Source organism: Arthrobacter sp. V1I7 (assembly GCF_030817015.1).
GTDB lineage: Bacteria > Actinomycetota > Actinomycetes > Actinomycetales > Micrococcaceae > Arthrobacter.
The window spans coordinates 2,576,733-2,603,198 of record NZ_JAUSYS010000001.1 but is presented as its reverse complement, the minus strand read 5'-3'; the positions used below and the strand labels follow the sequence as shown (position 1 = coordinate 2,603,198).

The 26,466-nt window shown below is 63.8% G+C and carries 23 protein-coding genes and 1 pseudogene; 6 read left to right on the top strand and 18 right to left on the bottom strand.

Features of this window, described 5'->3' with window-relative positions; translation table 11 throughout:
• Positions 1–226: 226 nt before the first annotated feature.
• The 7 genes from QFZ69_RS12015 to QFZ69_RS11985 form a co-directional block, all read right to left on the bottom strand.
• A complete protein-coding gene (locus QFZ69_RS12015; RefSeq protein ID WP_306918428.1) occupies positions 227–1,645 on the bottom strand; it encodes an IS1380 family transposase in 1,419 nt (472 codons plus the stop codon).
• Between the two features lie 482 nt (positions 1,646–2,127).
• Positions 2,128–2,835 carry a hypothetical protein gene (locus tag QFZ69_RS12010; RefSeq protein ID WP_306918426.1) on the bottom strand — a complete coding sequence of 236 codons (708 nt, stop codon included), beginning with the start codon at positions 2,833–2,835 and terminating at the stop codon, positions 2,128–2,130.
• A gap of 59 nt (positions 2,836–2,894) precedes the next feature.
• Positions 2,895–3,209 carry a DUF1622 domain-containing protein gene (locus QFZ69_RS12005; RefSeq protein WP_306918424.1) on the bottom strand — a complete coding sequence of 105 codons (315 nt, stop codon included), beginning with the start codon at positions 3,207–3,209 and terminating at the stop codon, positions 2,895–2,897.
• A gap of 165 nt (positions 3,210–3,374) precedes the next feature.
• Positions 3,375–4,058: a YoaK family protein gene (locus QFZ69_RS12000; RefSeq protein ID WP_306918422.1), complete on the bottom strand. Its 684-nt coding sequence runs from the start codon at positions 4,056–4,058 to the stop codon at positions 3,375–3,377.
• 116 nt (positions 4,059–4,174) lie between these two features.
• Positions 4,175–4,699, bottom strand: coding sequence for a DoxX family protein (locus QFZ69_RS11995; RefSeq protein ID WP_306918419.1), 525 nt, complete (start codon positions 4,697–4,699; stop codon positions 4,175–4,177).
• Between the two features lie 46 nt (positions 4,700–4,745).
• Positions 4,746–5,414, bottom strand: a complete 669-nt coding sequence (locus QFZ69_RS11990) for a hydrolase (protein WP_306918416.1) — start codon at positions 5,412–5,414, stop codon at positions 4,746–4,748.
• Between the two features lie 94 nt (positions 5,415–5,508).
• A complete protein-coding gene (locus QFZ69_RS11985; protein WP_306918415.1) occupies positions 5,509–7,401 on the bottom strand; it encodes an amidohydrolase in 1,893 nt (630 codons plus the stop codon).
• A gap of 253 nt (positions 7,402–7,654) precedes the next feature.
• On the opposite strand from QFZ69_RS11985, the gene QFZ69_RS11980 reads away from it, so the two are divergent.
• Positions 7,655–8,200: a YceI family protein gene (locus tag QFZ69_RS11980; RefSeq protein ID WP_306918413.1), complete on the top strand. Its 546-nt coding sequence runs from the start codon at positions 7,655–7,657 to the stop codon at positions 8,198–8,200.
• Here QFZ69_RS11980 and QFZ69_RS11975 read toward each other — a convergent pair.
• The 7 genes from QFZ69_RS11975 to QFZ69_RS11945 all read right to left on the bottom strand — a co-directional run bounded on the left by QFZ69_RS11975 (position 8,163) and on the right by QFZ69_RS11945 (position 16,093).
• Positions 8,163–8,768 (bottom strand): hypothetical protein, encoded by a 606-nt coding sequence (locus tag QFZ69_RS11975; RefSeq protein ID WP_306918411.1) that lies wholly within the window; start codon positions 8,766–8,768, stop codon positions 8,163–8,165. The two genes, QFZ69_RS11980 and QFZ69_RS11975, sit on opposite strands and share 38 nt — an antisense overlap.
• Positions 8,769–8,794: 26 nt before the next feature.
• Complete coding sequence (locus tag QFZ69_RS11970) at positions 8,795–9,880, bottom strand: maleylacetate reductase (protein ID WP_306918409.1); 1,086 nt, start codon at positions 9,878–9,880, stop codon at positions 8,795–8,797.
• A 521-nt stretch (positions 9,881–10,401) separates the two neighbouring features.
• Positions 10,402–10,878: a nuclear transport factor 2 family protein gene (locus QFZ69_RS11965; protein WP_306918406.1), complete on the bottom strand. Its 477-nt coding sequence runs from the start codon at positions 10,876–10,878 to the stop codon at positions 10,402–10,404.
• Between the two features lie 242 nt (positions 10,879–11,120).
• Positions 11,121–12,047 (bottom strand): dioxygenase, encoded by a 927-nt coding sequence (locus QFZ69_RS11960; RefSeq protein WP_306918404.1) that lies wholly within the window; start codon positions 12,045–12,047, stop codon positions 11,121–11,123.
• A 10-nt stretch (positions 12,048–12,057) separates the two neighbouring features.
• Positions 12,058–13,134, bottom strand: a complete 1,077-nt coding sequence (locus QFZ69_RS11955; protein ID WP_306918402.1) for a maleylacetate reductase — start codon at positions 13,132–13,134, stop codon at positions 12,058–12,060.
• 2 nt (positions 13,135–13,136) lie between these two features.
• Complete coding sequence (locus QFZ69_RS11950) at positions 13,137–14,933, bottom strand: FAD-dependent monooxygenase (RefSeq protein WP_306918400.1); 1,797 nt, start codon at positions 14,931–14,933, stop codon at positions 13,137–13,139.
• A gap of 236 nt (positions 14,934–15,169) precedes the next feature.
• The gene (locus QFZ69_RS11945; protein WP_306918399.1) at positions 15,170–16,093 is read right to left on the bottom strand and encodes an AraC family transcriptional regulator; all 924 of its coding nucleotides are present in this window, start codon (positions 16,091–16,093) and stop codon (positions 15,170–15,172) included.
• 319 nt (positions 16,094–16,412) lie between these two features.
• On the opposite strand from QFZ69_RS11945, the gene QFZ69_RS11940 reads away from it, so the two are divergent.
• The 5 genes and pseudogenes from QFZ69_RS11940 to QFZ69_RS11920 form a co-directional block, all read left to right on the top strand.
• Positions 16,413–16,703 (top strand): hypothetical protein, encoded by a 291-nt coding sequence (locus QFZ69_RS11940; RefSeq protein WP_306918398.1) that lies wholly within the window; start codon positions 16,413–16,415, stop codon positions 16,701–16,703.
• 457 nt (positions 16,704–17,160) lie between these two features.
• A complete protein-coding gene (locus QFZ69_RS11935; protein WP_307000142.1) occupies positions 17,161–18,318 on the top strand; it encodes an LLM class flavin-dependent oxidoreductase in 1,158 nt (385 codons plus the stop codon).
• Complete coding sequence (locus tag QFZ69_RS11930) at positions 18,318–18,782, top strand: MarR family winged helix-turn-helix transcriptional regulator (RefSeq protein ID WP_306918395.1); 465 nt, start codon at positions 18,318–18,320, stop codon at positions 18,780–18,782. The genes QFZ69_RS11935 and QFZ69_RS11930 overlap by 1 nt, the downstream gene beginning before the upstream one ends.
• A 344-nt stretch (positions 18,783–19,126) precedes the next feature.
• Positions 19,127–19,477 carry a GNAT family N-acetyltransferase gene (locus tag QFZ69_RS11925; RefSeq protein ID WP_306918393.1) on the top strand — a complete coding sequence of 117 codons (351 nt, stop codon included), beginning with the start codon at positions 19,127–19,129 and terminating at the stop codon, positions 19,475–19,477.
• Positions 19,478–19,710: 233 nt separating this feature from the next.
• Positions 19,711–20,064 (top strand): annotated as a pseudogene (locus tag QFZ69_RS11920) (DUF1622 domain-containing protein); the annotation flags it as partial.
• 472 nt (positions 20,065–20,536) lie between these two features.
• Here QFZ69_RS11920 and QFZ69_RS11915 read toward each other — a convergent pair.
• The 4 genes from QFZ69_RS11915 to QFZ69_RS11900 form a co-directional block, all read right to left on the bottom strand.
• The gene (locus QFZ69_RS11915) at positions 20,537–21,370 is read right to left on the bottom strand and encodes an alpha/beta fold hydrolase (RefSeq protein WP_306918392.1); all 834 of its coding nucleotides are present in this window, start codon (positions 21,368–21,370) and stop codon (positions 20,537–20,539) included.
• 631 nt (positions 21,371–22,001) lie between these two features.
• Positions 22,002–22,205 carry an aldo/keto reductase gene (locus tag QFZ69_RS11910; RefSeq protein ID WP_307000140.1) on the bottom strand — a complete coding sequence of 68 codons (204 nt, stop codon included), beginning with the start codon at positions 22,203–22,205 and terminating at the stop codon, positions 22,002–22,004.
• Positions 22,206–22,475: 270 nt separating this feature from the next.
• The gene (locus tag QFZ69_RS11905; protein WP_306918389.1) at positions 22,476–23,846 is read right to left on the bottom strand and encodes an aromatic acid/H+ symport family MFS transporter; all 1,371 of its coding nucleotides are present in this window, start codon (positions 23,844–23,846) and stop codon (positions 22,476–22,478) included.
• Between the two features lie 214 nt (positions 23,847–24,060).
• Positions 24,061–26,454 (bottom strand): bifunctional salicylyl-CoA 5-hydroxylase/oxidoreductase, encoded by a 2,394-nt coding sequence (locus tag QFZ69_RS11900; RefSeq protein WP_306918387.1) that lies wholly within the window; start codon positions 26,452–26,454, stop codon positions 24,061–24,063.
• Positions 26,455–26,466: the final 12 nt, after the last annotated feature.

Below are 26,466 nucleotides of genomic sequence, written 5' to 3'. Positions count from 1 at the left end.
GGCGGTGACGGCCGCGTGCCAGGCGAAGCCGATCTTAGCCTCGATCTTTCATGAGGCGTGGTTTCCAGTGGGTCTGGGCTTACCGGCTGCCTGACGGTTTCTATGGTGGCATTTGGGTGTGACATTTTGACCGCTGGCCTGATGGCGGTTGTCGGTGACGGGTTCCACACCGGTCACGGTGATGCTGGTGCTTTCTGGATGAGCGGCGGGCGGTTGGCGGTCCCGGCTATGGTGGGCTCAGTACTGCGAGGCGTTTCATTCCCTTGAGCAGCAGCGTCACGTCCGGTGCTGTCGCGGCCAGGTGCAGGGTGGTTTGGCGGGCGTGGCTGGCGATTTTGCCGCCGATTTCGAACAGCCTGGCACGGAGTTTCTTGGGCTCCCAGCGTCTGGCCTTTGTGCCGGTGAAGGCAATCATTTGGGTCCAGGCCATGATCTCAGCGGCGAGCATGACCACGTGGCACCAGAGTTCATTGCCGGTAAAGGCGTGGAAGGGCAGGTTGGCCAGGCCGGTGTCTTTGGCGTTGCGGATCCTGTCCTCGCAGCGTGCCCGGAGCCGGTGGCGGACCTCCAACGTGGCCAGCTGGCCCTTTTCCTGGTTCGTCGCGATGGCCGTGTACCGGTGCCCGTCGATGTCGGTGATCCGCAGCTGGGCGCCGACGTGCGGGATTTCCTTGCGGACGATGACCCGCATCCCGGCGGGCCATGAGGACAGGTCCAGCATGCCGGTGATGTCGGCGACCCAGGCGCCGTCACGCTCAACCCCGTCGCTGTCGTGCGCCTTGGTCCACCCGTCTTTGGGGACCAGGGGCAGGACAGCGGCCACCGCACCGTGGATCGGGAACCCCACGGAGTAGGAGAAGTTGCGACCCTTGGCAGTCAGCCAGTCCAGGAACCCGTGCGTGCCGCCGGCGGAATCGGTGCGGATCATGATCTTCCTCCCCGACCGGTACCCCTTGGGGAGTTGTTTGACAGAGTCCTTCACGACCTGGATGTGATCACTGACCGTGTTGGAGCCGGCATTGCCGGGCCGCAGCAGGGTCACCAGCGGCTCACCGGTGCCCAGAATCCCGTGGTCAAGGAAGGAACACAGCGGGTGGAATCCGAAGCCCTTCTTCCACGTTGGACGGGCGTCTTCCTTCTCTGAATGGGAATTCAGGAGGGACGCGTCGAGGTCGATGACCAGCGGATTCTCGGCGCTCACCCCGTGCAGGGGTGAGTCCTTCCCGGCCTGCGCCCACACATGGGCCCGAGCCTTCGCGCGGGCGCCGTTGATGGCCGCCAGCGCCTTGGCAGGCTTTACCGTTGCCAGGATCTTGAACAGCCGGCTGATCGTCGGATCCGAGGCCACGAGCCCGTACACCTCAGGCTGGTTGCGAAGCCGGTCAATGTCAGACACACTGTCGCCGCCCGTGGCCAACGACAGGGCCAGGTCGGTGAGGATTTTGCCCGGGTCGTGCGTGGCAAAGGGCTTGCGCCACGGCTCCAAAGCCTCCGACAAACCAGCGCCAAGACCAGCCCCCTTCACCATCGACGTCAGGATCACACCGCCAGCCTGCGACACCACTCCGTCCCCGGAAGAATCAACACGGACAGACGGGTAAAGCCGGTAAAGTAACTCACCTGCAGGGTGCTCCTGATGTGTCATGAAAAATGTTGTGTGGTAACTACATTTTCCCGTCAGGGCACCTTTCAGGCTTTAACCACGCGTTCCAGCCACGCCCTCATGAAAGACCGAGGTTAGGGTTCCTTGGCGCGCTGACGCAAAGGACATCGGGGCACCGTCTCCCTGGCGTGTCAGCTGGCGATCGTGGCCGAGGGGGCACAGACCACCGCAGCCATCTCCGGCAGCTCCGAACCCACCGTGACCACTTCTACGGCGGCACGGACAAGGCTATATTGACTACCCCTCGCTCGAAGAGGAAGAAGCCGCTATCCGTCGGGCATAGACGCGGGGCTTACTCCACTTTTCGCGCGAACTTCAGCGGGACAGGAAGGAATCCGGTCTCTGCGAAGGGCTGCAACTCCGATGGCGCGGCATGGACGATCACGGCACCGGCTACCAAATCCAGCAGCGGTCAGTGCCGTCGAACTTTGCGCAACGGCTTGTCGTGCCGGTGACCCCCGGGACTACTGGCGTGGGCGGTGCCTGGCCAGAATAATCCTGATCACTTTCTGGTAGCGACGCACTTGATATCCGGTCTGCACCGCAAGGAAGAGAACACCTAGCGCTGCCCCTAGGAGGATGGCGGCAGTGTCACTGCCGAGAGTGGGGTAACTGAGAAGCGCCACGCCCGCACCCGCAACGATGGAATTCACGACGGCGATAGCCGTGGACATGGTGAAGAAGACACCGCGCCACGATCCCCGTCCTCCGATATCGAGCAGTTCATTCAGCGCGTGTTGCCCGTGCGGCATTGAAAAGAATTCTTCAGCCCCCGGGAGAAGGCGAGCGTAATACCGGCGAATTCGCTGCATCGAGTCCAATGCGGCGACGTCTTCCAGTGATGTCTGGACGAGCCGTTCGTACGTGAACAGTCCCAGGACAACGACCACAGGAATCACTACTGCTAGGAAATTTAGGGCTATTGGAGTCTGGGCGAGGAATCCATACGCAACTAGGGAGCTCGATAGTGTCATGAGGTAAAGCGACGCCCTGCTGCTGGACTCGGCCACCGTTATTCCCCTGGCGGATTCCAGCACGAAGTGCTCGGTAAGTAGAGAACTGAAGAAAGCCTGCGGCCGGTCAGGCAAGGCGTGAAAGGAATCCCCAGCGTTGGGCAGTAGCGGTGCATCCCCATGGCCCTCAGGCGCCGGGTGAGTGTCGTCGCGTTCCACCCATTTCCCCTCTGCTCTTGCTAGTTACAGCGATATGCTGAAAATACCACTGCTCCCTGTTAGCGATGACTGGTCTCGACTAGTTCCTGTCGGTCCGTCCGCACGCCTCGGCCCTCGGGGAGAGCATCCGGTCGCTGTCGAGTTGGCATTTCCGTAGGACACCCGTGGACGCCTACGGGGTCGAAGGCGGGGTCGATGGCAACTGAACGGATGATATCGGCGGCCACCAGCAGCTCCCGGCCCAAGAGGATGGACCTGCCCAGCCGGCGCGGTATGTCTCGTAGGTGCTGCCCGGCTGCCGCCGCAGCAGGGCCGGCTGCTGAGAGTGTCGCGGCGACGGCTCCTATGACTATTGCCGCGACGCCGGGCGGCATCCATGGCCCTGCCGACGCTGTCCATGATGGGTTGGAATTGGAATTCCATGGCCCTTCCCTGTGGTCTGCCCGCTTATCGGCGCCGGGCGCCGGGGTCGGTCCCGGCACCCGGTTCTGCCGGAGCGCCGGTGGGTTCTATTTGGCGTAAGCGGGCTGGCGCTCCCTTTAGCCGCCTCCGCCAGCGGTCGCGCCCAGCGCGGCAGAGCGAGTACGTGCTATAAGGATTGCGGCAATCCCCACGAACAGGGCCGCAGCGGCAATAGTCCAGGTCAGCCCGGCCCAGAAGAGCAGCAGTGTCCCGCCAAGAGCGCCCACGAGCAGCAGGACCACGGAGTAGATTCGAATGCCGGCCTGATCGTTCTTTCCGCGGGCCAGGTCGGACGCCAACGCGGTCAGGGTGAGGGTGAGCACCGTGGTCCTCATATCAGTGACACCCGACTTCAACGAGATCGCGTTCTGCAGCCCCATGGCTGCGCCCAGCACCGCGAGCACGACCCAGTCTGGCCATCCGTCCAATCCATCGGCACCAGTGAGCCAAGCAGCCAATGCCGCGGCGACAAGAACAGCGGACTCAACACCCAGAGCTTGTCCCGCTCTTCGGGACTCGAACTTGCCTACGACGACCAGTCCGGCGACGAATGCGCCGACCAAGAATCCGGCCAGAGCAAACAGAGCGGCAATGACGGAGTACCCGGGGGCGCCGCCCAGGGAGAAACCAAGGAAGACGATGTTGCCGGTCATGTTGGCTGCAAAGACGCCCATGCCCAGAACGCTTGCTGCGTCCACGAGGCCGGTGGCGATGGTGAGCGCACTGAGCGAGAGGAAGACCCCTCGAGGGGGAGAACTCATGAGAGCTCCTTGGATGTGAGTGGACTGGATGGGGTAGTACTGCAAGGCCGGATGCGGCGCGCTATTCGGCGAGGCGCCTCGGGCCGTCCACGGAGCCGGGAGGATTCCGTGGCCGATCAGGCCTGCCCCTGACGTGTGTCAGGGGCAGATGGGGTGCCGCGGTGGAGCGCCACCCGCATGAGGAGTCCGGCGAGGACGCCGACTGCCAGTGCCGCGGTTCCGGCCCACAGCGGGGGGTTGTCAATGCCCAGGAGTGCGTCGACGGAGTAGGCGCCGGGGCCGGTGAAGCCCAGGGCTGTGGCGATGGTAATCAGGACCAGTGGGAATTCGTACCCATCGTGCTGGACCCAGAGCCCGTTGCCGGTTTTGACGGTCACGGCGACCGTCATGACCCCGATGGCGACCATCGCCGCGAGCGGGGTCAGGGCGCCGAGGGCGAGGAAGAGACCGGATCCGATCTGACCGAGACCGGCGGCCAGCGCCGTGAAGGCGCCGCCGCGGAAGCCGTCGGCCTTGAATTCGTCGGTGCCGCCCTGCAGTCCCTTCCCGCCGAGGCGGAAGGAGACTTTCTGCACGCCGTGGCCGGCGATCAGCAGCCCGATGACCACCCGCAGCAGCAGGATTCCCACATCGTCATTCACGGTCCGGTCCCTTCACTCAATCCATAACGTCAGGACATTCGGGGGCTCAGCCGGCGTTTCCGCCGAGGAAGTCCCCTGCGTAGTACATACCCAGGCCATAGGCGCCGCCGTGGGCCTTGACGATCTCGGACACTGGTACGTAGGTCTCGCCCCGTGCCCAGTCGCGCTGGAGCTCGAGCAGGACCTGGACCCAGGTGACCGGGACTGCTCCTGCGGCGGCCATGCGCTGGATGGCGAGGTCGTGGGCCTCGGCGCTGACGCCGCCGGAGGCGTCGGCCACGACGTAGATTTCATAGCCCTGGGCGAGTGCTGAGAGGGCGGGCAGGACCAGGCAGACTTCGGTCCAGAGGCCGGACAGGACGATCTTGGTCCGGCCCGTGGCCTTGATCGCGTCGACCACAGCCGGGTCCTCCCACGCGTTCATCGTGGTGCGGTCGATGATGTCGGCGCCCGGGAACACCTCGGCAAGGGAAGGCAGGAGGTTGCCGGAGAAGGTCTTCGCGGCGACGGTTGTCAATACGGTGGGGACGTTGAAGGCCTTGGCAGTCTTGCCCAGTCCGACGGCGGCGTTGATGATGGCGCCGCGGTCGCCGGTGCTGCCGACGCCGAAGAACATCTGGGGCTGGTGGTCCACGAAGAGGAAGACGCTGTTCTCGGGGGTGATGAGGTTCTCGCTGGGGACTGCCTGGACGTTGTCGAAGTTTACGGTTGTCATGGTTTTGCTTCCTTCTCTGTTGTTGGGGGTTCTTCTTAGTGCTGTACGGATGATGTCGTACAGACGTCTCTTTTTCATCGGGTTCTATTGCTGGCTAGTGGGCGTGGGTTTCGAAGGCGGTGTCGGCGATGACTGCAGGTGCCCCGTGGCGCGCTGAACGCCACTGCCGCTGCTGTTCGGCTTCGGCGGCGGCCTGGGCGAGCAGTTCGGCCTGGCGTCCGCCGGTGCTCGAGGGCTTTGCGGTGGCCTGGTAGCCGCCGTAGTGGGCCACTGGGCTCCAGAGCGGGCTGATGGCCGGGATTTCCTCGTCCTGGCCTTCGTAGTCGCCGGCGGCGTAGACGATGCGCCCTCCAACGATGGTGGCCAGTGCCTCGATGTGCGGAATGTCCTGCTCCTCGACGGCGAAGAAGTCATCGGAGAGGATGCTCAGGTCACCGTAGAAACCTTCACGCAGGACGCCTTTGATGTTCTCTTCGCCGGTGAGTTTCGCTCCGGCGACCGTGTACATCTGCAGCGCCTGTTCCCGGCTGACCCGGTTCTCCGGCGGGTAGATGAGGGTGTTGCCGATGGTGCGCCCGGAGACCAGCCAGTGTAGTGCGACCCAGGGGTTGTAGGAGGAGACGCGGGTCGCGTCCGTTCCTGCGCCGACCACCAGGCCGCGGTCGAGCATCTTGCGGATCGGCGGGGCCTGGGCGGCAGCGCCGGCGCCGTAGCGCTGGACGAAGGCTTCGCCCTGGAAGGACATGCGGTTCTGGACCGACAGTGACCCGCCCAGTGCTGCGACCCGGTCCATGCTGGAGCTGCTGATGGTTTCGGCGTGGTCGAAGATCCACCGGTTCCCGCCCGGGAACAGACCGTCGGCGGCGAGTTTTTCGAACACGGCCAGGTCGCGTTCGATGGTTTCGTTGTAGGTTGCGTGGAGCCGGAAGCCCCAGCCGTTTTCCATCAGCAGGCGGACGGCCTTTTCGAACTCGACTTCGTAGTCTGCGGACAGTTCCGGGCGCGGTTCCGTGAAGTTCTCGAAGTCCCCGGCGGCCCAGGTGAGGTTTTCTCCGGCGCCGTTGAGCCGCAGGTATTCGTCCCCATCTCCGGGTTTGACGGTCTCCACCCAGCGCTTGAGGTCATCGAGTTCCTGGCCGGCAACCTGGGGGAACAGGTGGTAGGCAATCCGGAGGGACAGATTGCCCTCGTTGGCAAGATCCATAACGGTCCGGTAGTTGTCCGGGAAGTTTTGGAAGCCGCCGGCGGCATCAATGGCCGAGGTGAGGCCGAACCTGTTCAGTTCACGCAGATACTGGCGCGTGGAGTTCTTCCGTTCGTCTTCGGGCAGCAGCGGGGCCTTGGCCAGGGTTGAGTACAGGACCAGGGCACTGGGTGCGGCCAGGAGCAGACCGGTTGGTTCCCCGTTACGGCCGTGGACGATCTGACCGCCTTTGAAGTCGGGGGTGTCCTTGGTGTAGCCGGCGGCCCTGACGGCGGCGCGGTTCATCAGCGCCGACTGATACAGATTGAGGATGAAGACCGGCGTATCGGGGGCGGCTTCGTTGAGTTCCGCCAGGGTGGGCAGCCGCTTTTCGGCAAACTGTTCCTTGGTGAAACCGCCCACGACGCGGACCCACTGGCCCTTGGGAGTACGGTCGGCCTGCTCGCGGAGCATCTGCATGGCGAGCTTGAGCGTCGGCACTCCGTCCCAGCGCAGTTCCATCACGTAGTTCAGCCCGCCCCGGATGACATGCAGGTGCGAGTCGTTGAGTCCCGGGATTACCCGGCGGTTCTGGGCATCGACGATCTTCGTGGCCGATCCGGTGACCTTGGCGATGTCGGCATCGTCGCCGACGACCAGTACCTTGCCGTCTTTGATGGCCACGGCCGAGGCGTGCGGCCGGGCAGGGTCACCGGTGAAGACTTTGGCATTTCGAACGATGGTGTCTGCGGTCTGTCCCGCATCATTGCGGGGAACGATCCCGCCTACAGGCATTGTGGGCATGTCGGCCCACCTCCATTCCAATTTAGGGATGACGCTCGTTGGGCCCTTTTGGTCCGTTTCCTCCTGCCCCGGCCCTGTGGTTTGGAGCCCTTGGAGGACTGACATGAAACATACCTTCTTAGAAAGATATTTCCAAGGAGATTATCGTGCGTAAAGAATCTTCTTAGTTGACACCCACCTCCCAAAGCAGGCATGGTTACATGCATACGCATGCAAGTTGAAAGCTTGCAGACACCGGACACAGGAGATGGATATGACCACGATTGAGCTCACGCCCGGCACTTGGACACTCGACCAGGCACACACCGAGGTAGGTTTCTCCGTCCGCCACGCCGGCATCAGCAAGGTACGCGGTGCCTTCACCGAGGCGTACGCGACGCTCGTCGTCGGTGCGACACCGGACACCTCATCCGTCGAGGCAACGGTCCAGACCGCATCGTTCGATTCCAACGACAACAACCGCGATGCCCACGTCAAGGGCCCGGACTTCTTCAACGTTGAGCAGTACCCGCATATGACCTTCAAGGCAACCGAAGTCCAAGGCACCCCGGAGAGTTTCCGGCTCAGCGGCGACCTGACCATCAAGGAAACCTCCAAGCCGGTGACCTTCGACGTGGAGTTCGGCGGCGTGGCCGTTGACCCCTTCGGCGCCACCCGCGCCGGGTTCTCCGCCACCGCCCAGATCTCCCGCAAGGCCTTCGGCATCACCTGGAACGCCGCCCTTGAGGCCGGCGGAGTCCTCGTCGGCGACAAGGTCACCATCACCATCGATTCGGCATTCGTGCTCTCAGCCAGCTGACCCCAGCACCGCACCGTTGCCACCCCCGGGCAACGACAACCAAGGGCGCGGGCACCCGATATTGGGTGCCCGCGCCCTTGCGCGCCTGCCGGACGCACCGGTGCCGATGCGACGGACGCATCGGGGACCGTCCCATGGCATCGAACATCCTGCCCACCGCCCCGTCATGGGGAACCGGGTAGGGGGAAGGGGCCAGTCCCCAGAACGCGTGCCCTCCCTCCCCGTCCGGGTTCAGGCGGGCACGGCATGAGACTCTCCGGTCCGCGTACCGGACGTCGTAGAAGCCGTCCTCATCGGCTTCCCAGCCCTCGATGCAGGCCCCCGGAACCGGCCGTCCGTCGGTTCCCGTGACCTGGCCTTCTATCCAGCAGTGCGACCCGGGGGCACCAGCGGCGATGTCACCGCCGATTTCGCGGATGAAGGCGTGCAGCTGCGGAGTGAGTGAATGTACCAGAATCCTGAGGCGGTGGTCAGAGGTGTTTTCGAACGAGGCGAGGACTGTTCTGACGATGTCTTCCTCGAGTGCCTGCTGCTGCGGGGGGATGCCGGCGGTTGGGCCTGCAGTCATGGGTGCCTCCTGGTGCTGGGCGCTTGTCATGGCTGTGACTCCGCCCACTCGGCATCGGGGGCGGTTCCGGCGTAGGCGGCCGTGAGCAGCGCGGTGAGGTTATCTTCCGTGACGGGGCGGGGGTTGGATTCCGGGATGACGGGCAGGATGAGCTGGACGGCCTCCGTGATGTTGCCCTCAACAAATCCGTAGTCTCTAAGGGCCTGGGGCGCATCCAGTGTCTCCCGCAGCGTGTTCAATCCTGCGGTGGACGTATCCGCCCCGAAGGCCGCCGCGATCCTCTGGGCGGCGGCGTCCGCGGCTGGAGCGTTGAAGGCAAGGACATAGGGGAGTACGGTGGCGTGGGTTTGAGCGTGGGGCATGTTCCACCGGCCGCCGAGGACATGGCAGATCTTATGGTGCATGCCGGATCCTGCAGAGGCGAACGCGACCGCGGAGAGGTAGGCCCCGTACAGCGCCAGTTCCCGGCCCCGCAGATCCTTGGAGTTGGTGCGGATCGCCGGAAGGCCGCCGTTGAGCGCTCGGATGCCTTCGCCGGCCAGTGCCTGGTTGATGGGATCCGCTCGCGGCGCCCACATGGAATCTATGCAGTGCGCCAAGGCATTCAGTCCCGAAGCTATGCTCAGTTCTGCCGGCAGGGACAGCGTCAGCTCAGCGTCGTAGACCACGGTCACGGGCAACACCTGGTCATCGACGCCCGTGGTCTTCCGGGATGCTTCCGTTAGGCCCCAGACGTTGGTCGCCTCAGACCCTGCGTACGTAGTGGGCACCGCGATAATGGGCAGCCCGGTTGTCATGGCAATGGCCTTGGCCATGCCGGTGGTTGATCCGCCGCCCACGCAGACCAGCAGGTCGATGCCGTTGTCGGTGGCTGCCTTCCGGGCTTTCTCCGCTTTATCGATGGGCACGTGCGGGGCAACGTCGTCGTACAGCAAGGCCGTGCTGATGCCTGCGGTGACCCTTTCGGCTTCGGGCCGTTCCCGGCCGGAGGCGATCACCATGACGTTCCGAGCGCTCAGGCGGCCGACCTCGCCGGCAAGGTGCTCCGCTGCCTTCCCGGAGCCGAAGAGCACCCTCTGGCCCAGCGTTGTGTGCTGAAAGGTCAGTCCCATCAGTTGCTCCTGCTCAGTGTGGCGGTGGGTGCGGTCATCAGGGACGCTCAGGATCTGCAGGCAGCTGGCTCCGACCCGCAGCCGATGTGCTTATAGGGCCAGACAAGAACGGCGCCGTCTTCCTCAACGCCCCGGAGGTTCGCCCGAGGTCATGCGTTGAATATTTCCCGGCGCTGTTTCCCGCCCAGGCGTGGGGGCAGGCGGAGCACAGGGTAGGTGGAAGGCTCGCAGTACAGCTCGGCGTCCGTGGCCGGAGCCCGGTTTGACCGGGCCGGTCCAGCTCACGGCAGAGGAGATGTAATGCTGGCCGATCTCCACGCCGTGGGCGTTGAACTCGTAGTTCTTGATGTCCATGGCGTCCTGATAGTCGAAGTCATTCTACGGTGGGGCATCTTGGTTGGGAACGGCTCCAAGGCATCGAAGCGGGCGGAAACCGGAGAGAATCGGCGCACTCGACAAGACGGTGTGTCGGCATATCTCGGTAGTCCTGGAAGGTTTGATCGGTGCCGCAATCCTTGCCCTCATTCACCAGTCCCCTCTGGCTGAAGCCAGGGATAGCGCCGGGTATCTTTACCGGCATAGTCCGGATCCATGTAGATGAATACGCGCGTGATCTGCCAGTCCAGGATCTCAAAGACGTCGCACCAGCGGCCCGCACCAGAGTCTGGAACACCGGCACGCCAGGGTCCATCCCGATGCACTCCGAAGCTTGTGCCCTCGGCCACAATTGTGTCCGAACCCGAGAAAATCCAATTAAACGTGGAGTAGTCGTGCGTGATGCTCCTGATGGTGGCGCCCACGTCACCAAAGAGCTTTCCAATTTCTTCCCTGCCGTTCGCGATGCCCCATTTAGGGAAGTAGACCTGAGCGTCGATGCTGAAGAGGTCCAGGATGCTTCCGCCGTCGGAAGTCACCCCGCCATGGTCAAAGGCTTTCAGATACTCCAGCGCGACAGACTTACGCTGTTCATCGGTCATGCTTTGCTTAGTCAGTGTCATCGTCTTCTCCTCGGAAGTAGTCGTTGCAGAAATCTGTCTCGTTTCGGCTCGTTCCACAGCCTCTGTTCTGTTAACTGTCATGACCATCCCAAACCTTTATTTATGGGCGCACTTGGGTATTTGTGGGCACACTTGGGCGCTATTCACGGGCACACTCGGGCGCGTCTGGATGTAGCCCGATCTGGCGGGCATGTTCGGTGGAGCTGTTCAGGGGCTGCCTGTTGCTTGGCCCCTGCGGTGTCTCAGTTGCCGCCGCCTGCTTCGGTGGGGGCGAGGACGATGTCGAAGCGGCTGCGGGCCCAGGTTTTCCCGTCCAGATCGCGGCCGTCGGGGGTGGGGGTGCCGGGGGCCTGCTGCTCGAAGTTCTTGATGAGGGAGTCCTTGACACCGAAAACGGTGTCGGACTTGAGTAGTTCGTCCCCGGCGACGAAGATGTGCGTGACCAGGACCCGCTTACCCGGCGCGGTGACCATGAAGTGCAGGTGCGACGCGCGCATCGGGGAGCGCCCGGTTGCCTCCAGCAGTTTGCCGACAGGCCCGTCGTGCGGGATCGGGTACGGCGTCGGGGCCAGGCCCCAGAAGCTGTAGTGTCCCTGATCGTCGGCGAACAGATGCGCCCGGCCGGCGACCCGGTTGTCGCCGTACTGGACGTCGTAGAAGCCGTCCTCGTCGGCCTCCCAGACCTCGATGCGGGCCCCGGGCACCGGGGCGCCCTCGGTGTCGGCGACGGTGCCCTCGAGCCAGCAGGGCTGACCGGGCGCGCCGCCGGCGATGTCCCCGCCGTTGGGTATTTCCGGGGCGTCCTCTGCGAAGAAAGGGCCGAAGACCGTGGCGTCGGTGGCGTTCTTGTACGCCTGGTTGTTGACGTTGATCGTCTGCATGGAGGCGCCCAGCACGTCGGAGAGCAGGATGAACTCCTGGCGCTTCTCGTCGGTGATGTGCCCGGCCTCGGTCAGGAACGCGATCGCGGCGTTCCATTCGTCCCCGGTCAGGCGCACCTCGCGGATGAACGCGTGCAAATGCCTTACCAGGGCCTGCATCAGGAGCTGCAGCCGCGGATCGGTGCAGTTCTCAAAGGAATGCAGAACATTCTGGATTAGGGTCTCTTCAACGGCGATCTGTTCGGCGCCGGCGCCGGCAGTCACCGGGGTGCCGGTAGTGTCAGTCATGAGGGTGTCCTTAGAGGTCGGTGAGGATCTTGGGGTCATCGCCTGCTGTGGCGGCGACCAGCAGCCTGGTCAGGTTCTCTGCGGTGACCTTCCGCGGGTTGGAGGCCGGGATGGCGGGCAGGGCAACCTGGACCGCTTCAGAGATGTCTCCCTCCCTGAAGCCGTAATCGGCCAGAGCCTTCGGTGCGTCGAGGATGTCGCGGAGCCGGTTCAGGCCGGTCACTGCGTCTTCGGCGCTGAACGCGGCGGCGGCCCGCGCGGCCGCCTCGGGCGCGGCGGGGGCGTTGAAGGCCAGCACGTAGGGCAGCACGGTGGCGTGGGTCTGGGCGTGGGGGAGGTTGAAGGTCCCGCCGAGCACGTGGCAGATCTTGTGGTGCATCCCGGATCCGGCGCTGGCGAACGCTACCGCCGACAGGTAGGCCCCATACAGGGCCTGCTCCCGGCCCTGAAGGTCCTGCGGGTCGGCCTTGATCAGCGGCAAGCACTGGTTCAGGGCGCGGATGCCCTCGGCGGCCAGCGCGGCGTTGATCGGGTCTGCCCGCGGGGCCCAGAGCGAGTCGATGCAATGGGCCATCCCGTTCAGCCCTGAGGCCACGGACATGTCCACCGGCAGGGACAGGGTCAGGCCCGCATCGTAGACCACGCTCACCGGCAGGACGCGGTCGTCCACCCCGGTGGTCTTCCGGGCGGCCTCGGTCAGGCCCCACACGTTGGTCGCCTCGGAGCCCGCGTAGGTGGTCGGCACCGCCACGATTGGTATCCCCGAGGTCAGGGCCACGGCCTTGGCCAGACCCGTGGTCGAGCCCCCGCCCACACACACCAGCAGGTCGATTTCGTGCTCGGCCGCCGCGGCCCGGGCTTTCTCCGCGACCTCGACCGGGACGTGCATGACGACCTCGTCCCAGCGCAGCACCGGGGAAATCCCGGCACAGACCACATCCGCAATCGTCGCCTCGAACTCGGAGGCGATCACCATCACCTTCCGTGCCCCGAGCCGCTCCACCTCCGCGGCCAGGTTTTCGGCGGCCTTCCCGGTCCCGAACAGCACCCGCTGCCCCAGTGCGACATGTTCAAAAACCAAAGACATCTTCACTTGCTCCTGTTCAGGATGGCGGCCGCCGCGGTGCGCAGCTCGGCTTCGGGGTCGGCCGGCAGCGTGTGGCAGCGCCAGGCGATGTGCTTGTCCGGGCGGACCAGGAGGGCGCCGTCTTCGGCCACCTCGCGCAGCCTTGCCCAGTCGAAGTACAGATCGGTGACTTCCCTGCCGGGGCCGATGACCACCGTGCTGATGGTGATGCCGAGCTGGTCACCGACCTTCTGTGCCGCCCCCGTCCAGTCCTCGCCGGTAACTCCGGTGAAAAGGGTGAACTGGCCGTACGGGGCCAGGTCGTGCGGGGAGTACTTGTGCGTGTTGTCGCCGACCCAGGCATGCGGCAGCCGGCCGCCGGGCTGGGTGGTCGGCTGGTAGTACAGCTCCGGGTCCCGCCCCGGTTCCGGCTTCGCCGTGCCATCCCCAACAACGGCGGTGGAGACATAATGCTGACCGAGCTCCACTCCGTGGGCGTTGAATTCGTAGTTTTTCAGGTCCATGGCCTCCTGCACTGCAGCGCGCTTGGCGGCGCCCTCCGGTGTCGCGTCCTTGCGGGACTCGATCAGCGCGAGCATTTCCTCCGCGGTTTCGGCCGTGTCGATGCCCAGGGCCTCGAACAGCTTGCCGAACTCCCTGGCGGACCTATTGGCCCGGGTGACGATCTGCTCGGCGACCGGGGCACGTTCGGCCGAGTAGGCCTCCAGCAGTTCCTGGCCGGCCTGACCCTTGAGGACGGCGGCGAGTTTCCAGGCCAGGTTATAGGAGTCCTGGATGGAAGTGTTGGAGCCCAGCCCGTTGCTCGGCGGATGCTTATGCACGGCATCGCCGGCGCAGAACACCCGGTCGGCCTGCAACCGTGTGGCGTACTGCTCGTTGTTGCCCCAGAGCGAGATGCCGGTGATCTCCACGCCCAGGTCAGGTACGCCGATCAGGTTGCGCACGATCTGCCGGGCGTCGTCCTCGGAGACCGCGGGGGTGCCTTCGTTGATATCAAAGCCCCAGACGATCAGCCATTCGTTCCACGGCCGGACCATGCGCACCAGGCCGGCGCCGATGCCGCCGATATTGGAGCCGGGCTGAACCACCCAGTACAGCACCGACGGGCGGTGCCCCACGAGCTCGGCGATGTCCGCCTTGAAGGTGATGTTCATCGAGCCGGCGATATCCATCCGCCCCTCGTAGGGCAGTTCGATGTCGGCTGCGACCTTGGAGCGGGCCCCGTCGGCACCGATCAGGTACTTGGCACGGATGGTGTACTCATGGCCGGTGAGCCGGTTCAGCACCCGCACGCTCACGCCGTCGTCGTCCTGGCTGTGCGAGAGGTACTCCGTGGAGAACTGCGTCTGCGTGCCGCGCATGGTGGCGTTCCTGACCAGGATCGGCTCCAAGTAGGTCTGCGGGATATCGCAGTTCAGCGAAGGCGAGGCCAGCTCATAGTCCGCATGGCGGGCCGGATGGTTGCCCCAAGTGAGGACGCGGCCGATTTCCTCGCCGGCGATCGAGGTACAGAAAACTGTGTCCCCGATCATATGGTGCGGGGTCGCGTCAGCCAGCACCTGATCCTCGATGCCCAGGTCCCGAAAGATCTCCATCGTCCGCTGGTTTGTGATGTGGGCCCGCGGAGTGTTCGCGGTCCAGCGGTACTTGGTGATCATGATGTTCGGCACGCCCAGCGAGGACAGGAACAGCGCGGCCGAGGACCCGGCCGGGCCGGAGCCAACGACGAGGACATCCGTCTCGACGACGGCAGAATCCGGGGTCTCGGTCTCGGAGACCCCGTCATTGAAAATCACCATTGCATGTACTCCACTTCAACAGCCGGTCTAGTTCCGGACGACTGCTACTGAGTGTCCCGGTTCACACCGCTTCTGAGTGGAGTGGCGGCGATCACGGCGGAAACAGGAAAAAACTCGGCGGATCCGGATAAAAACTCCACGTCACGCATCCCCGTCAGGACCTGCGGCGCTATACACGGCGATAAACGGCTGGCTTCATCACCGACGGAGCGACCGGGGCGCAAAGGCAAGGGCCATCAGGCGCCGGCGGAACGGCGATCCTGCAGCGGGGAGATGCCGAATTTCTCCTTGTAACTGCGGGAGAAGTGCGCTTGAGAGGCAAAGCCCTGCTGCAGCGCCAGGCTGCCCAGCGACATCCGTGCGGCTTCGGGGGAGAGTAACTGCTGTCGGACCGCCGCCAGCCTCGCATCCAGGACGGCGCCCGGTACGCTGGTGCCTGCCTCGGCCAAGATACGCGAGAGCTGACGCTCGGAAATGCCGACGGCGGCGGCAATTCGCCCGGCCGACAGCCGCGGATCTGCTGAGTGAGCTGCGATGAAGGCCTGCGCAGCGGCCAAGTGTCCAGCCGGTCCCGCGGCGCCGAGGATACCCGCGAGCAGTTCCAGCGCCGTTTTCTCCAGCTCGTCCCAATCTGTGGCCCGTCCGGACAACGCCGCACCCAGGGACGAAGCCAGGGCTCCGGCGTGCACAGCGCCGGCCTGAGGGCCACGGAAGCCGAAGATCTTCGGGCGAATCAGCCCGGACTGGCCGGTGAATTCGCTCAGGGTATCGCGGGGGATCTTCAGGGCCAGTTCCTTCAGCCCGTGCGAGAATCCGCGCATGAATGGCTGGTCCGCGTCATAGAGGATTGCCTCGCCGGGCCTGAGGATTTCGCAGCCGTCCCGGTGGTAGAAGAAGCCCTCGCCCTCCAGCGTGAAGTAGGCGACCACGGCCTCGGCCGGGTGCGCTGCGATCTCCCGGAGTGAGCGTTCCACTACGTGCGGATTGCCCCAGACCTGGGCCAACTGCAGCTGGGGCAGGTTCAGGTTCAGCTCGGCAGCTTCCAGCGGGCCGCCTGTCAACGTTCGGGCCTGAAGCCCGACCAGGGCGCGGGCATTGTGCTCCTCCCACAGTGCGATCCGCCGCGCCTCGGGCAGCCCCGCAGTGGAGAACCGGGTCAAACCGTGCGGGCGCGCACCGGTAGTCCAAAGTGTACGTCTTCCGGGAATGCGCCAGGAAACGATAGGCTACTCGGCTGCCAGCCTGTTTGGGTGTGGGGTTGCAGGGTGACGATGCAGCCGAATGCCTCGATTTCTGGGCTGCACGGGGCCGCGGTGTTTTGGCTGGTCGGCGCCTGGCGAAGTAGTCAGCTCCGGTGGCGGTATCGACATCACCGTTGGTGAGCATGTGTCACTGGCCGTTTCCCATCAAGGTCATGGTCAGCCTACGGTAAGTACACTTACTAATGCTTCCGGAGCCGTTGCGCGTAATATCGCTGTCATGGACAACACAGGGACTTTGTTCGGCTGGGCATTCGGCGATGCCGCCCGAGAAGATGACAGCAAGTATGTTGAGAAGCTTCAGCGCGAGGCCTTGGACAATGCACGGCAGACGGCGGAAGCCAAGGGACTGACGGTCGAGGCCGGTTCCGAGGTCTTCACCATCCTGAACGCCCACGAAACCCTGATTGAGCTGGACACCGCACCGGACAGCCTGGTGATCCGCGCCACATTGCATGTTGAAGGTCCAGGAGCCGGCAAGCTGCATGCCGAAGGCCCGATGAACGGCTAGCTAGATGGCTGGGAAAAGGTGGATCGTTGATGCGGTGAGGCGAGCTCCAGGAATGTGAAGGAGATTCCGAACCGAGATCGCGAATTCCGCATATCGGTCAATCCTTGATTTTGCGTTAGTTGACTCTTCCCTGGAAGGTGAAGGCGAAGGAGATCAGGGCTGGCTTCGCGGTGAGGAATATGGTGCCCTGCCTTCGTTCGCGGGGGCCAGTGCTCAAGTGGCCAGGTAGAGGCACTTCAGGGCCGTATGCTCCGTGGGAAAAGTGGCCCCTGACCCGGATCGCGCGCCGCGCACGGCGCCCCGAGCGGCCCGCACCGTCGCACGTCGACGCCGCCCCTCGCCCAACCGGGAATAACCTGCCGCGCTGAACGTTACATCCACTGATAGATGCAAACGCATGTAAATCGGGTACAGTTAAAGCAAGCCCGGAAACAGCTCGGACAACGGAAGGCACATCATGCAGATCGGCGTATTCAGCGTCAGCGACATCACCCAGAACCCCACCACGGGCCGGATTCCCACCGAGAATGAGCGGATCAAGGCCTCGGTGGCCATCGCCAGGAAGGTCGAAGAAATCGGCATGGACGTCTACGCCATCGGCGAGCACCACAACCGGCCCTTCTTCTCCTCCTCTCCCACCACCACGCTTGCGTACATCGCCGCCCAGACGGAACGCATCACGCTCTCCACGGCCACCACGCTGATCACCACGAACGATCCCGTGAAAATCGCCGAGGACTTCGCGATGCTCCAGCACCTCGCCGACGGGCGGGTGGACCTGGTGCTCGGACGGGGCAACACCGCGCCGGTCTACCCCTGGTTCGGCAAGAACATGGAGGACGGAATCGAGCTCGCGATCGAGAACTACAACCTGCTGCGCCGGCTCTGGGACGAGGACACCGTCAACTGGTCCGGCAAGTTCCGGACGCCGCTGCAGAACTTCACCTCGACGCCGCGCCCGCTCGACGGCGTAGCCCCCTTCGTGTGGCACGGCTCGATCCGCACGCCGCAGATCGCGGAGGTGGCGGCGTACTACGGTGACGGCTTCTTCGCGAACAACATCTTCTGGCCCAAGGAGCACTACCAGCAGCTGATCAGCCTCTACCGCGAACGCTACGAGCACTACGGCCACGGCACGGCAGACCAGGCGATCGTGGGCCTCGGCGGCCAGTTCTTCATGCGGAAGAACTCGCAGGACGCCGTCAAGGAATTCCGGCCGTACTTCGACAACGCCCCGGTCTACGGTCACGGCCCCTCCCTGGAGGACTTCAGGTCGCAGACCCCGCTGACTGTGGGCAGCCCGCAGGAGGTCATCGAGAAGACGCTCACCTTCCGTGAGTACTTCGGCGACTACCAGCGCCAGCTGTTCCTGATCGACCACGCCGGACTGCCGCTCAAAACCGTCCTGGAACAGCTTGACCTGTTCGGCGAAGAGGTGCTTCCGGTGCTGCGCAAGGAGTACGCCGCCCTCAAGCCGGCCCATGTTCCGGACCCGCCCACCCACGCCGGGCGCGTAGCTGCTAGGACCGCCGCGGAGAACGCGGCGGCTGAGACTGCAGCCGGCAAGCCTGACGCATCCGCCGCTCCTGCCGCCCCCGCCGCACGGGAGGCGTGATGTCCGCCGGAACGGCCCCCGCCGCTTCACCGGTGCGGCTGGCTGCCGAGACTTGGGAGTCACTGTTCCGTGCACAGGTTGCCGTAATGCGCCGGCTACAGTGGGGGCCGGCGTTCCGGGACCTGGCCCTCAATGAGTACGACGTCCTGTTCACGCTGTCCCGCTGCCCCTCAGGGTGGGCGCGGCTGAACGAGCTCAACGACAACGTGCTGCTGAGCCAGTCGAGCCTCAGCAGGCTGGTTGAACGGCTGGAAAAGCGTGGCCTGGTGGAACGGATGCCGGCACCCGACGACCGCCGCGGTGTCCTGGTGAAACTCACGGATGAAGGGGCACAGCTGCAAAAGCAGATCGGCCGCGAACACGTCCGGGAAATCGCCCAGCTGGTCGCTCCGGCGCTGACGGCCGCGGAACAGCGCGAGCTGCTCAGGCTCACGGAAAAGCTGCGCACCTCACTGCCTCGCTAGCCTGCTGAGGAATCGCCGGACGGATAATGGAACCTGCTCCTCTCGCCAAATTCGCTGCCACGGGCAGCAACCAGCACATACTGCCCGAGACCTGGCGGGAAGAGCTGGCCGTGCGGCGGCAGGTCCTCACCGCACGGATCGATGAACGCCCCCAGCAAGGGCGGGACACCGTCGCCCAGATCGAGTTGTTCCGCCCGCTACAACGTTCCCGAGGCGGAGGCAACACCAGTGCCAGGGCGGCTCAGAAACGAAGACACCGGCCGACAGCTCCACGAACGAGCCGTGACCGTCAGCAAGCGAGGCTAACATCCGGTCACCGGCCGGAACGATCACAAGGAGACCCAATGGAACCGGAGAAAACCATCACCGTCCGGCATGTCCCCGACAGCCACTGCTATGAGCTCCTCGACGGGCAAACCGCTATCGGCAAGACCGAATATGTGCCCGCCAGCAGCCCGGCCGACCAGGAACGGATTTTCTACCACACCGAAGTCAGCGACGCCCACGCCGGGAAGGGCCTCGCCGCCGTCCTGGCCAAGCACGCCCTGGACGACACCATCGCCGCCGGGCTGACCATCATCCCCGTCTGCCCCTACATCAAGAGCTACATACGCCGGCATCCCGACTACCAGAGGTACGCCGCACCGATCCGGCCGGAGCATCTGGCCGCCGTCGACCGCATCTACACGCCGTAAGGACACCTCGTCCAGCGTGGTGCTCTTCGAGACCGGCAAAGCAGCCAGATACCTCGCTGCGGAGGTCAAACTCATCAGGGCCCTAAGCATGATGGTGGCCCGGCCCAGACCTGCACAAGGCGCGGCCGCAGAAATGACCGTAGTCCGATGCAGCACAATTCAAAAGTGAACATCGATGGGTTATTAGTGGCCAGTATCCGATCCGGGCACGACATCAGAACAGGAAAGGCAGAATGGAATTCCAGCAGATCATCGAGGCAGTGGGCCGGTTCATGGATTTCGCTGGCGTGGCCGTAATGGTTGTGGGCGCGGTCATCTCAATTCCGATGGCCATGCGCGGTTACCACCCGAGGCGTCCCAAGCCCGGGACTGACACCAAATCCGTCTACCGCTCCTACCGTCAATTGCTGGGACGTTCCATTCTGTTGGGGCTGGAACTACTCGTGGCGGCCGACATCATCCGGACCGTCGCGGTTGCCCCAACATTTGAAGGCGTCGGCGTGCTGGCCATCATTGTCCTCATCCGTACCTTTCTGAGTTTCTCGCTCGAACTCGAAATCACCGGAAAATGGCCTTGGCAGAAAGAGGACCTGTCAGAAGACGGGGCGCCAAGCAGACGCCAGAAGCCAGAATCGGCAGCGTTGTATCACGACGGCTTCAAGACTTCTCCGGGCAAATCTCAGGCACCGGCCGGCGAATGACGCGGCGAATGACGCGGCAAAAGACCACGTAGTCGTCACCGGAACCGCCCCGCGGCGCACCAACGCGCCGCGGAGCGGACATCCAACGGAGATGGCCACGAGACGGAAAATAGCACTAAGGGGTCATTGCCCGGCGTAGTGGGAGGTTGTGAATTCGTCGAGTATCCAAACGAATTCACAACCCTCCCCAAGGCCCGGAAATCACGTCAGGAGGTAACGCTGGCTCCGGGAACCTCCTCCAGAGCGCTCCTGGAACCCACGCTTCGCCCACGAGTGCGGACGGCACGCCACGTCTCGAACAGCCTCATGGGTTGGCATCGCGCGCGGCGGTGGCCGTGGGATGCTAACAGCGGGTCACCTAACCGGCGAGGAAGCCCAGCAGCGCCCGGTTAACTTCCTCCGCGTGAGTCCACAGCAGCCCGTGGGGGGCGCCGTCGATTTCAACATACTCAGCCGACGGAAGAGCCTTGTAGAAGGGCCGCCCTGTTGCATCGATCGGGAGGATGTTGTCCGCGGTTCCGTGCAGGATGAGCGACGGGACATCGATCTTGGGAATGTCTCCCCGGAAATCGGTAGTCCAGGTTGGCACCGCGGCGCTGGAGGCGTACCAGGAAGCGCCGGCGGCCACGTTCCAGCTGTTGCGCAGAGCCTCCTCCGACAGCCTTGTGCCCAAGGTCTGATCGGTGTTGTAGAAATTCTTGTAGAAGTCGCTGAAATAGGCGTAGCGGTCCGTGGTGACAGCGGCGAGGATACCGTCGAATACCTCCTGCGGTACTCCGTCCGGGTTGTCATCGGTCTTGAGCAGGAACGGTTCAAGGGATGCCAGGAACGCGGCCTTGGAGATGCGGCCGGATCCGTAGGTGCCCAGATAGCGCCCAACTTCGCCGGTTCCCATGGAGAAACCGACGAGGACAGCGTCGCGGAGATCAAGAGTCTCGAGAACCACGTTCAGGTCAGCGGCGAAGGTGTCGTAGTCATAGCCCGTGGTGGGTTGGCTTGAGCGGCCGAAGCCGCGCCGGTCGTAGGTAATGACTCGATAACCTGCCTTGAGCAGGGCGGCGCTCTGCTTTTCCCATGAATGACCGTCCAACGGGTAGCCGTGGATCAGGACAACCGGCTGACCAGTGCCATGGTCCTCATAGTAAAGCTCGATGTTTGTGCTGTTTTCGGTTCCAACGGTAATAAATGCCATGCTGTGGATTCCTCTCGAATCTGCTGAGAACGAGCGTTCCCTGATTGCCGGACCTCCGGTGGACGATTGCATGACAACTGTAGGGACCAATCGTTTTCCGCGCTAGTGAATTTTCATACCAACCTATGGTGTGGCTGCAAGCGGTCGCCTGGCTCATCGCGGACCCCGTCTGCGATTCTGCATCCGCATTAGCTGGATTCTGGGGCCGAATTTCGTTCCTGTTTCTGATGATTCCGGAAAGGGGATAGCTGGGGCGGAGTGGGTGGTGGTCTCTGCAGCCGCCGCATCGAGAGGTGCTCGCTTGAAAGGGCTGGCTTCGTTCTCGATCCTCTGGAGAGTCACAATCCAGGGCGCCCACGGTCGGGCATCGGCGCGGATCAGGTCACGGGAATCTCAGGCCGCGAGCGGTCTCCTGGAGCGCTTTCAGTCCATCTGAGTATATGCCGTGGAACAGGGCCACGGCCACGGAGTCGCTGACATTTACCGGGGTGAAGGTGCCGGACCATTCCACTCGTGCAGTCTCTCTACCGGCAGTTCGTGGACTTGCAGCGTCGAGTAATAGCCCGTTTCTGGGAATGGTGCCTGGGTGATGGCGGCCGGCACGGTGGCCGAGGGCGAGATCAGCTGTTCTTCACGAAGAGCTGACCAGAAGGCCCGCAGGAACTTGTTCACCCAGCGCGGCAACGTCTTCGGCAATGCGGCTCGGTTTGGTCGCGCCGGGGATGACCGCGGCGATTGCGGGGTGCGCCAGTGAGAACTGCAGTGACGCAGCTTTAATGCTTATTCCGTGGCTCTGGGCCAGGTTCTTCATCACCCCGAATCCGTCAACTGACACGTTGGATGCGAAAACTGACATTTGGAATGAGAACGGACAAGTCGCTTCAGATGCAACCACCCCCGGAATTTTAAGTGCCGATAACGGACCTTATGTAAGGCTAGCTTATGATTATTGCATCTGATGCAATATCGTCGGCTCCGGCCGTTGGCCGAAGAGGCTGTATTGGCCGCGCCGGGTCGTCAGAACTGGGCAGTTAAAGCAGGATCGGACGGAGCGCCTGGGCGCACCGTCCGATCCTGTTGCAGGCAGCTTTTCAGGCTGCGTCCGTCATTGTTTTGCGCTGGTGGGTTCGAGCTCGTCTGCCGCGTGTGTGATGATGCCGGGCGTTGAACCGGGTGTTCGAGGGATTATCGCGACGGCGCCGGCGGCCAGGAGCGCCACGAATGCGAAGACGATGAAGTTCCACTGGAACGGAAGTTGTGCTGATCCGATCCAGCCGCCGATCAGGGGTCCGGAAATCGCTCCGATGCGCGCGAAGGACAGGGCCCAGCCGGTGGCCGTTGCCCGGGCGTAGGAGGGATAGTAATCGGCTACCCAGCCTGTGAGGACGAGGGACGTCGAGATCGAGCCCACGCCAGCGAGTGCGACGAAAACGTAGTTGATGAAGATGTTGTTCGGGAACATCAGCAGCAGGATGCCCACGCCGCCAATGGCGTAGAAGAGGACGAGGATGAGCTTCTTGCCGTAGACATCGGCGGCTTTGCCCAGGACCATGCCACCGATGGCCGAGGCGAGGCTGAAGACTGCAAGGAACGTCAGGGATGAGCCAAGGTCGTAGCCGGCCTTCCGCATGATGGTCGGCAGCCATGTGTTGAGACCGTAGACGAGGACCATGCCGCAAAACAGGGAAACCCAGAAGAAGACGGTGGGCCGGATGTAGTCGCGGGAAAAGAGAGCCATCAGGGACTGCTTCCAACCCACGGGCTTTAGAGCTGCGCCGGCAACCGGTACCGGTGCCCAGTCGTTGTCGACGAACGGTGTGACGCCCAGCTTGCCCGCAAGGCGCTGCGCCTCAGCGCGGCGGCCCTTGCTCATCAGGAACTCAAGGGACTCCGGAAGTATCCAGGCCAGGACCGGGATGAGCAGGATGGGAATGAACCCCACGCCGATTACCCAGCGCCAGCCGAGCGTCGGCAGCAGTGCGAGGGCGACCAGTGCGGCAGCGAGAATTCCGAACGAGTAGCCGGAGTACATGATGCCGTAGTTGAAGGACCGGCGTTTGGGGGCTGAATATTCGATGGTGAGTGCGGCGGCAACAGGAATGATGCCACCCATGCCCAGGCCGCCCACGAAGCGGAACAAGCCGAAGATTTCCGGGGTGGTCGCCAAAGCCGCGCCCAGCTGTGTGGAGGTGAAGATCAGCACGGACAGCAGCAGCATGTTTTTACGGCCGACGCGGTCTGAGAGGGTGCCGATTGTCATGGCACCGATCAGCATCCCAACCAGGGCGTAGGAACCCAGTCCGCCGAGCTCGAGCGGGCTGAGGTCCCATTCCTTGTACTCGGCGAGGGCAGGAATGATGGCGCCCAGGACGCCGACGTCGTAGCCCTCCGCAAGGATGGCTAGCCAGCAGGCGAGCAAAACGCGGTTGGTGGTTTTCGGTGGAACGGGCCATTGGGTGTGGTTCAACGCAGCCATGAAAGTCCTTCGGTGGTTGTGAATGGTGACTGAAGCGCCGGGGAGTGGACGTAGGTCTGAAACCTTGCAAACCCTTGGAGGTGACGTCCGCTATGTATTGAACATAACGGGCGTCACAGAAATGCAATAGGCCTCGCGACGACGAATTGCAGAGTTTCCGCAGCGGTAATCATGCTGAAACAAGGGCTCGCCGCGCAGCAGCTGGCTCGGCGCTCTATTGGGCAAGTACCGGCTCAGTAGCGGTGATGCCCCGCGTCCAGCGCAGGTGGCCGTCCGGTGCGATGGACTCTGGTTCCCTGAGCAGGGACAGCCGCGGGCGCACGGCATCGGTCCGGGCGCTCGGTGGCTTGCGGCGGCCCGCCCCGAACTGGGGGATCCACTGCGAGCCTGAGCCCTGATATTCCTGCTCTGCCGCGGCGTGAAGGGTCCAATGCGGGTCGTACAGGTGTGTGCGGCCCAGTGCCACGAGATCGGCCCTGCCTGCGAGCAGGACTGAGTTGACGTCGTCGTAGGTGGAGATGGCTCCGACGGCAATGACGGCAACTCCGGCGGGGGCGGCCACCTCCTGCCGGATCCGGTCGGCGAACGGGGTCTGATAGCTCCTGCCGAAGGCGGGCTTTTCCTCTTTGGCCACCTGCCCCGTGGAGACATCGATGGCCGCGGCGCCGTGATCGACGAATGCCTGGGCAATCACGATTGCGTCGTCCGAGGAGTTTCCGCCCTCGATCCAGTCTGTTGCCGAGATGCGCACTGTCAGCGGCTTGTGCGCGGGCCATGCTGCGCGCACGGCGTCGAAGACTTCGAGGGGAAAGCGCAGCCTGTTCTCGAGGCTGCCGCCGTACTCGTCGGTGCGCTGGTTGGAGATGGGGGAGAGGAAGGACGAGAGCAGGTATCCGTGGGCCGCATGGACCTCAAGCAGGTCGAAGCCGGCCTCGTCTGCCCGTTGCGCGGAAGCGACGAAGTCAGCCTTGACGCTCTCCATTTCGGCCTGGCTGATTTCACGGGGGACGTGGTTACCCGGGCCGTAGGGCAGTGCCGACGGACCGACGGTCTCCCAGTTGCCGCTCTCCAGGGGTTGGTCGATACCTTCCCACATGAGCCGGGTGGAGCCTTTACGGCCGGAGTGGCCGAGCTGCACGCCGATTTTCGCCGTTGAGCGGACGTGGACAAACTCAACGATGGATTTCCAGTTGTCGCGCTGTTCGTCGGTGTAGATGCCCGAGCAGCCGGGGGTGATGCGCCCTTCGGCTGACACGCAGACCATTTCGGTCATCACCAGGCCGGCGCCGCCGAGTGCCTTGGAGCCGAGGTGGACCATGTGGAAGTCCCCGGGCATGCCGTCGACGGCGGAGTACATGTCCATGGGGGAGACAACCACACGGTTCTTGAGCTCCAGCCCGCCAATGCGGAGAGGCTGGAACATCGCCGGGGCGATGTCCGGCAACCCCTGGGCTTCGGCGAATTTGCGGTCCACCGTTTCTGCGAATTCCGGGTCGCGCAGGCGCAAGTTTTCCTGGGTGATCCGGCGCGAGCGGGTGAGCAGGTTGAACGCAAACTGCGTGGGCTCCTGGCCTTTGTACTGTCCGATCCGTTCGAACCACTCCAGCGACGCCTGGGCGGCACGTTGGGTGGATTCGACGACGGGACGTCGCTCGGTCTCGTAGGCCGCAAGGGCGGCTTCGAGGTCCTGGTGCTCGTGGAGGCAGGCGGCCAAGGCAAGGGAATCTTCCATGGCGAGCTTTGTGCCGGATCCGATGGAGAAGTGGGCTGTGTGCGCGGCATCGCCCAGCAGCACGATATTCCCGTGACGCCAGCTGCGGTTCTTGACCGTTGTGAAGTTCAGCCACTTGGAGTTGTTGGCCAGTACTTCGTGGCCTGCGAGTTCGTCAGCGAAAATGGCGCGGATTTTGCTGATGGCCTTCTCGTCCGACACCCCGGGGGCGAACACGTCCGCCGCGGTCTCGTCGAAGCCGGCGGCCTCCCAAACGTCAGGCGACATTTCCACGATGAAGGTTGAGCCTTCGTCGGAGTAGGGATAGCCGTGGATCTGCATGGTGCCGTATTCGGTGTCCTTGACGAAGAACTTGAACGCTTCGAACACCTGGTCGGTGCCGAGCCACATGAATTTGTTGGGCCGGGGGTCCAGGCTGGGGCCGAACGACTCCGCATAGGTTGCCCGGATCTGCGAGTTGATGCCGTCTGAGGCGAGCACCAGGTCATAGCCAGCCTCGAGGTCGGCGATGGGCGGTGCAGGCGTGCTGAAGCGGACGTCCACGCCCAGTTCGGCGCACCGGCGCTGCAGCAGTTCCAGCAGCTCCTTGCGGCTCATCGCGGCGAACCCCTGGCCGCCGACAGTCAGGATTTCATCGCGGAAGTGGATGTCGATGTCGGACCACCGGGCAAACCTTCGGCTCATGTACTCGGCAACCACCGGGTCTGCATTGCCGATGCCGCCGAGGGTTTCGTCGGAAAAGACGACGCCGAATCCAAAGGTGTCCGAGGCAGCGTTGCGCTCCCAGAGAGTGATGTCGTGGGAGCGGTCCAGCTGTTTCATCAGTGCTGCGAAGTACAGGCCTCCGGGGCCGCCTCCGACGATTGCGATCTTCACGGTCTGCTCCTT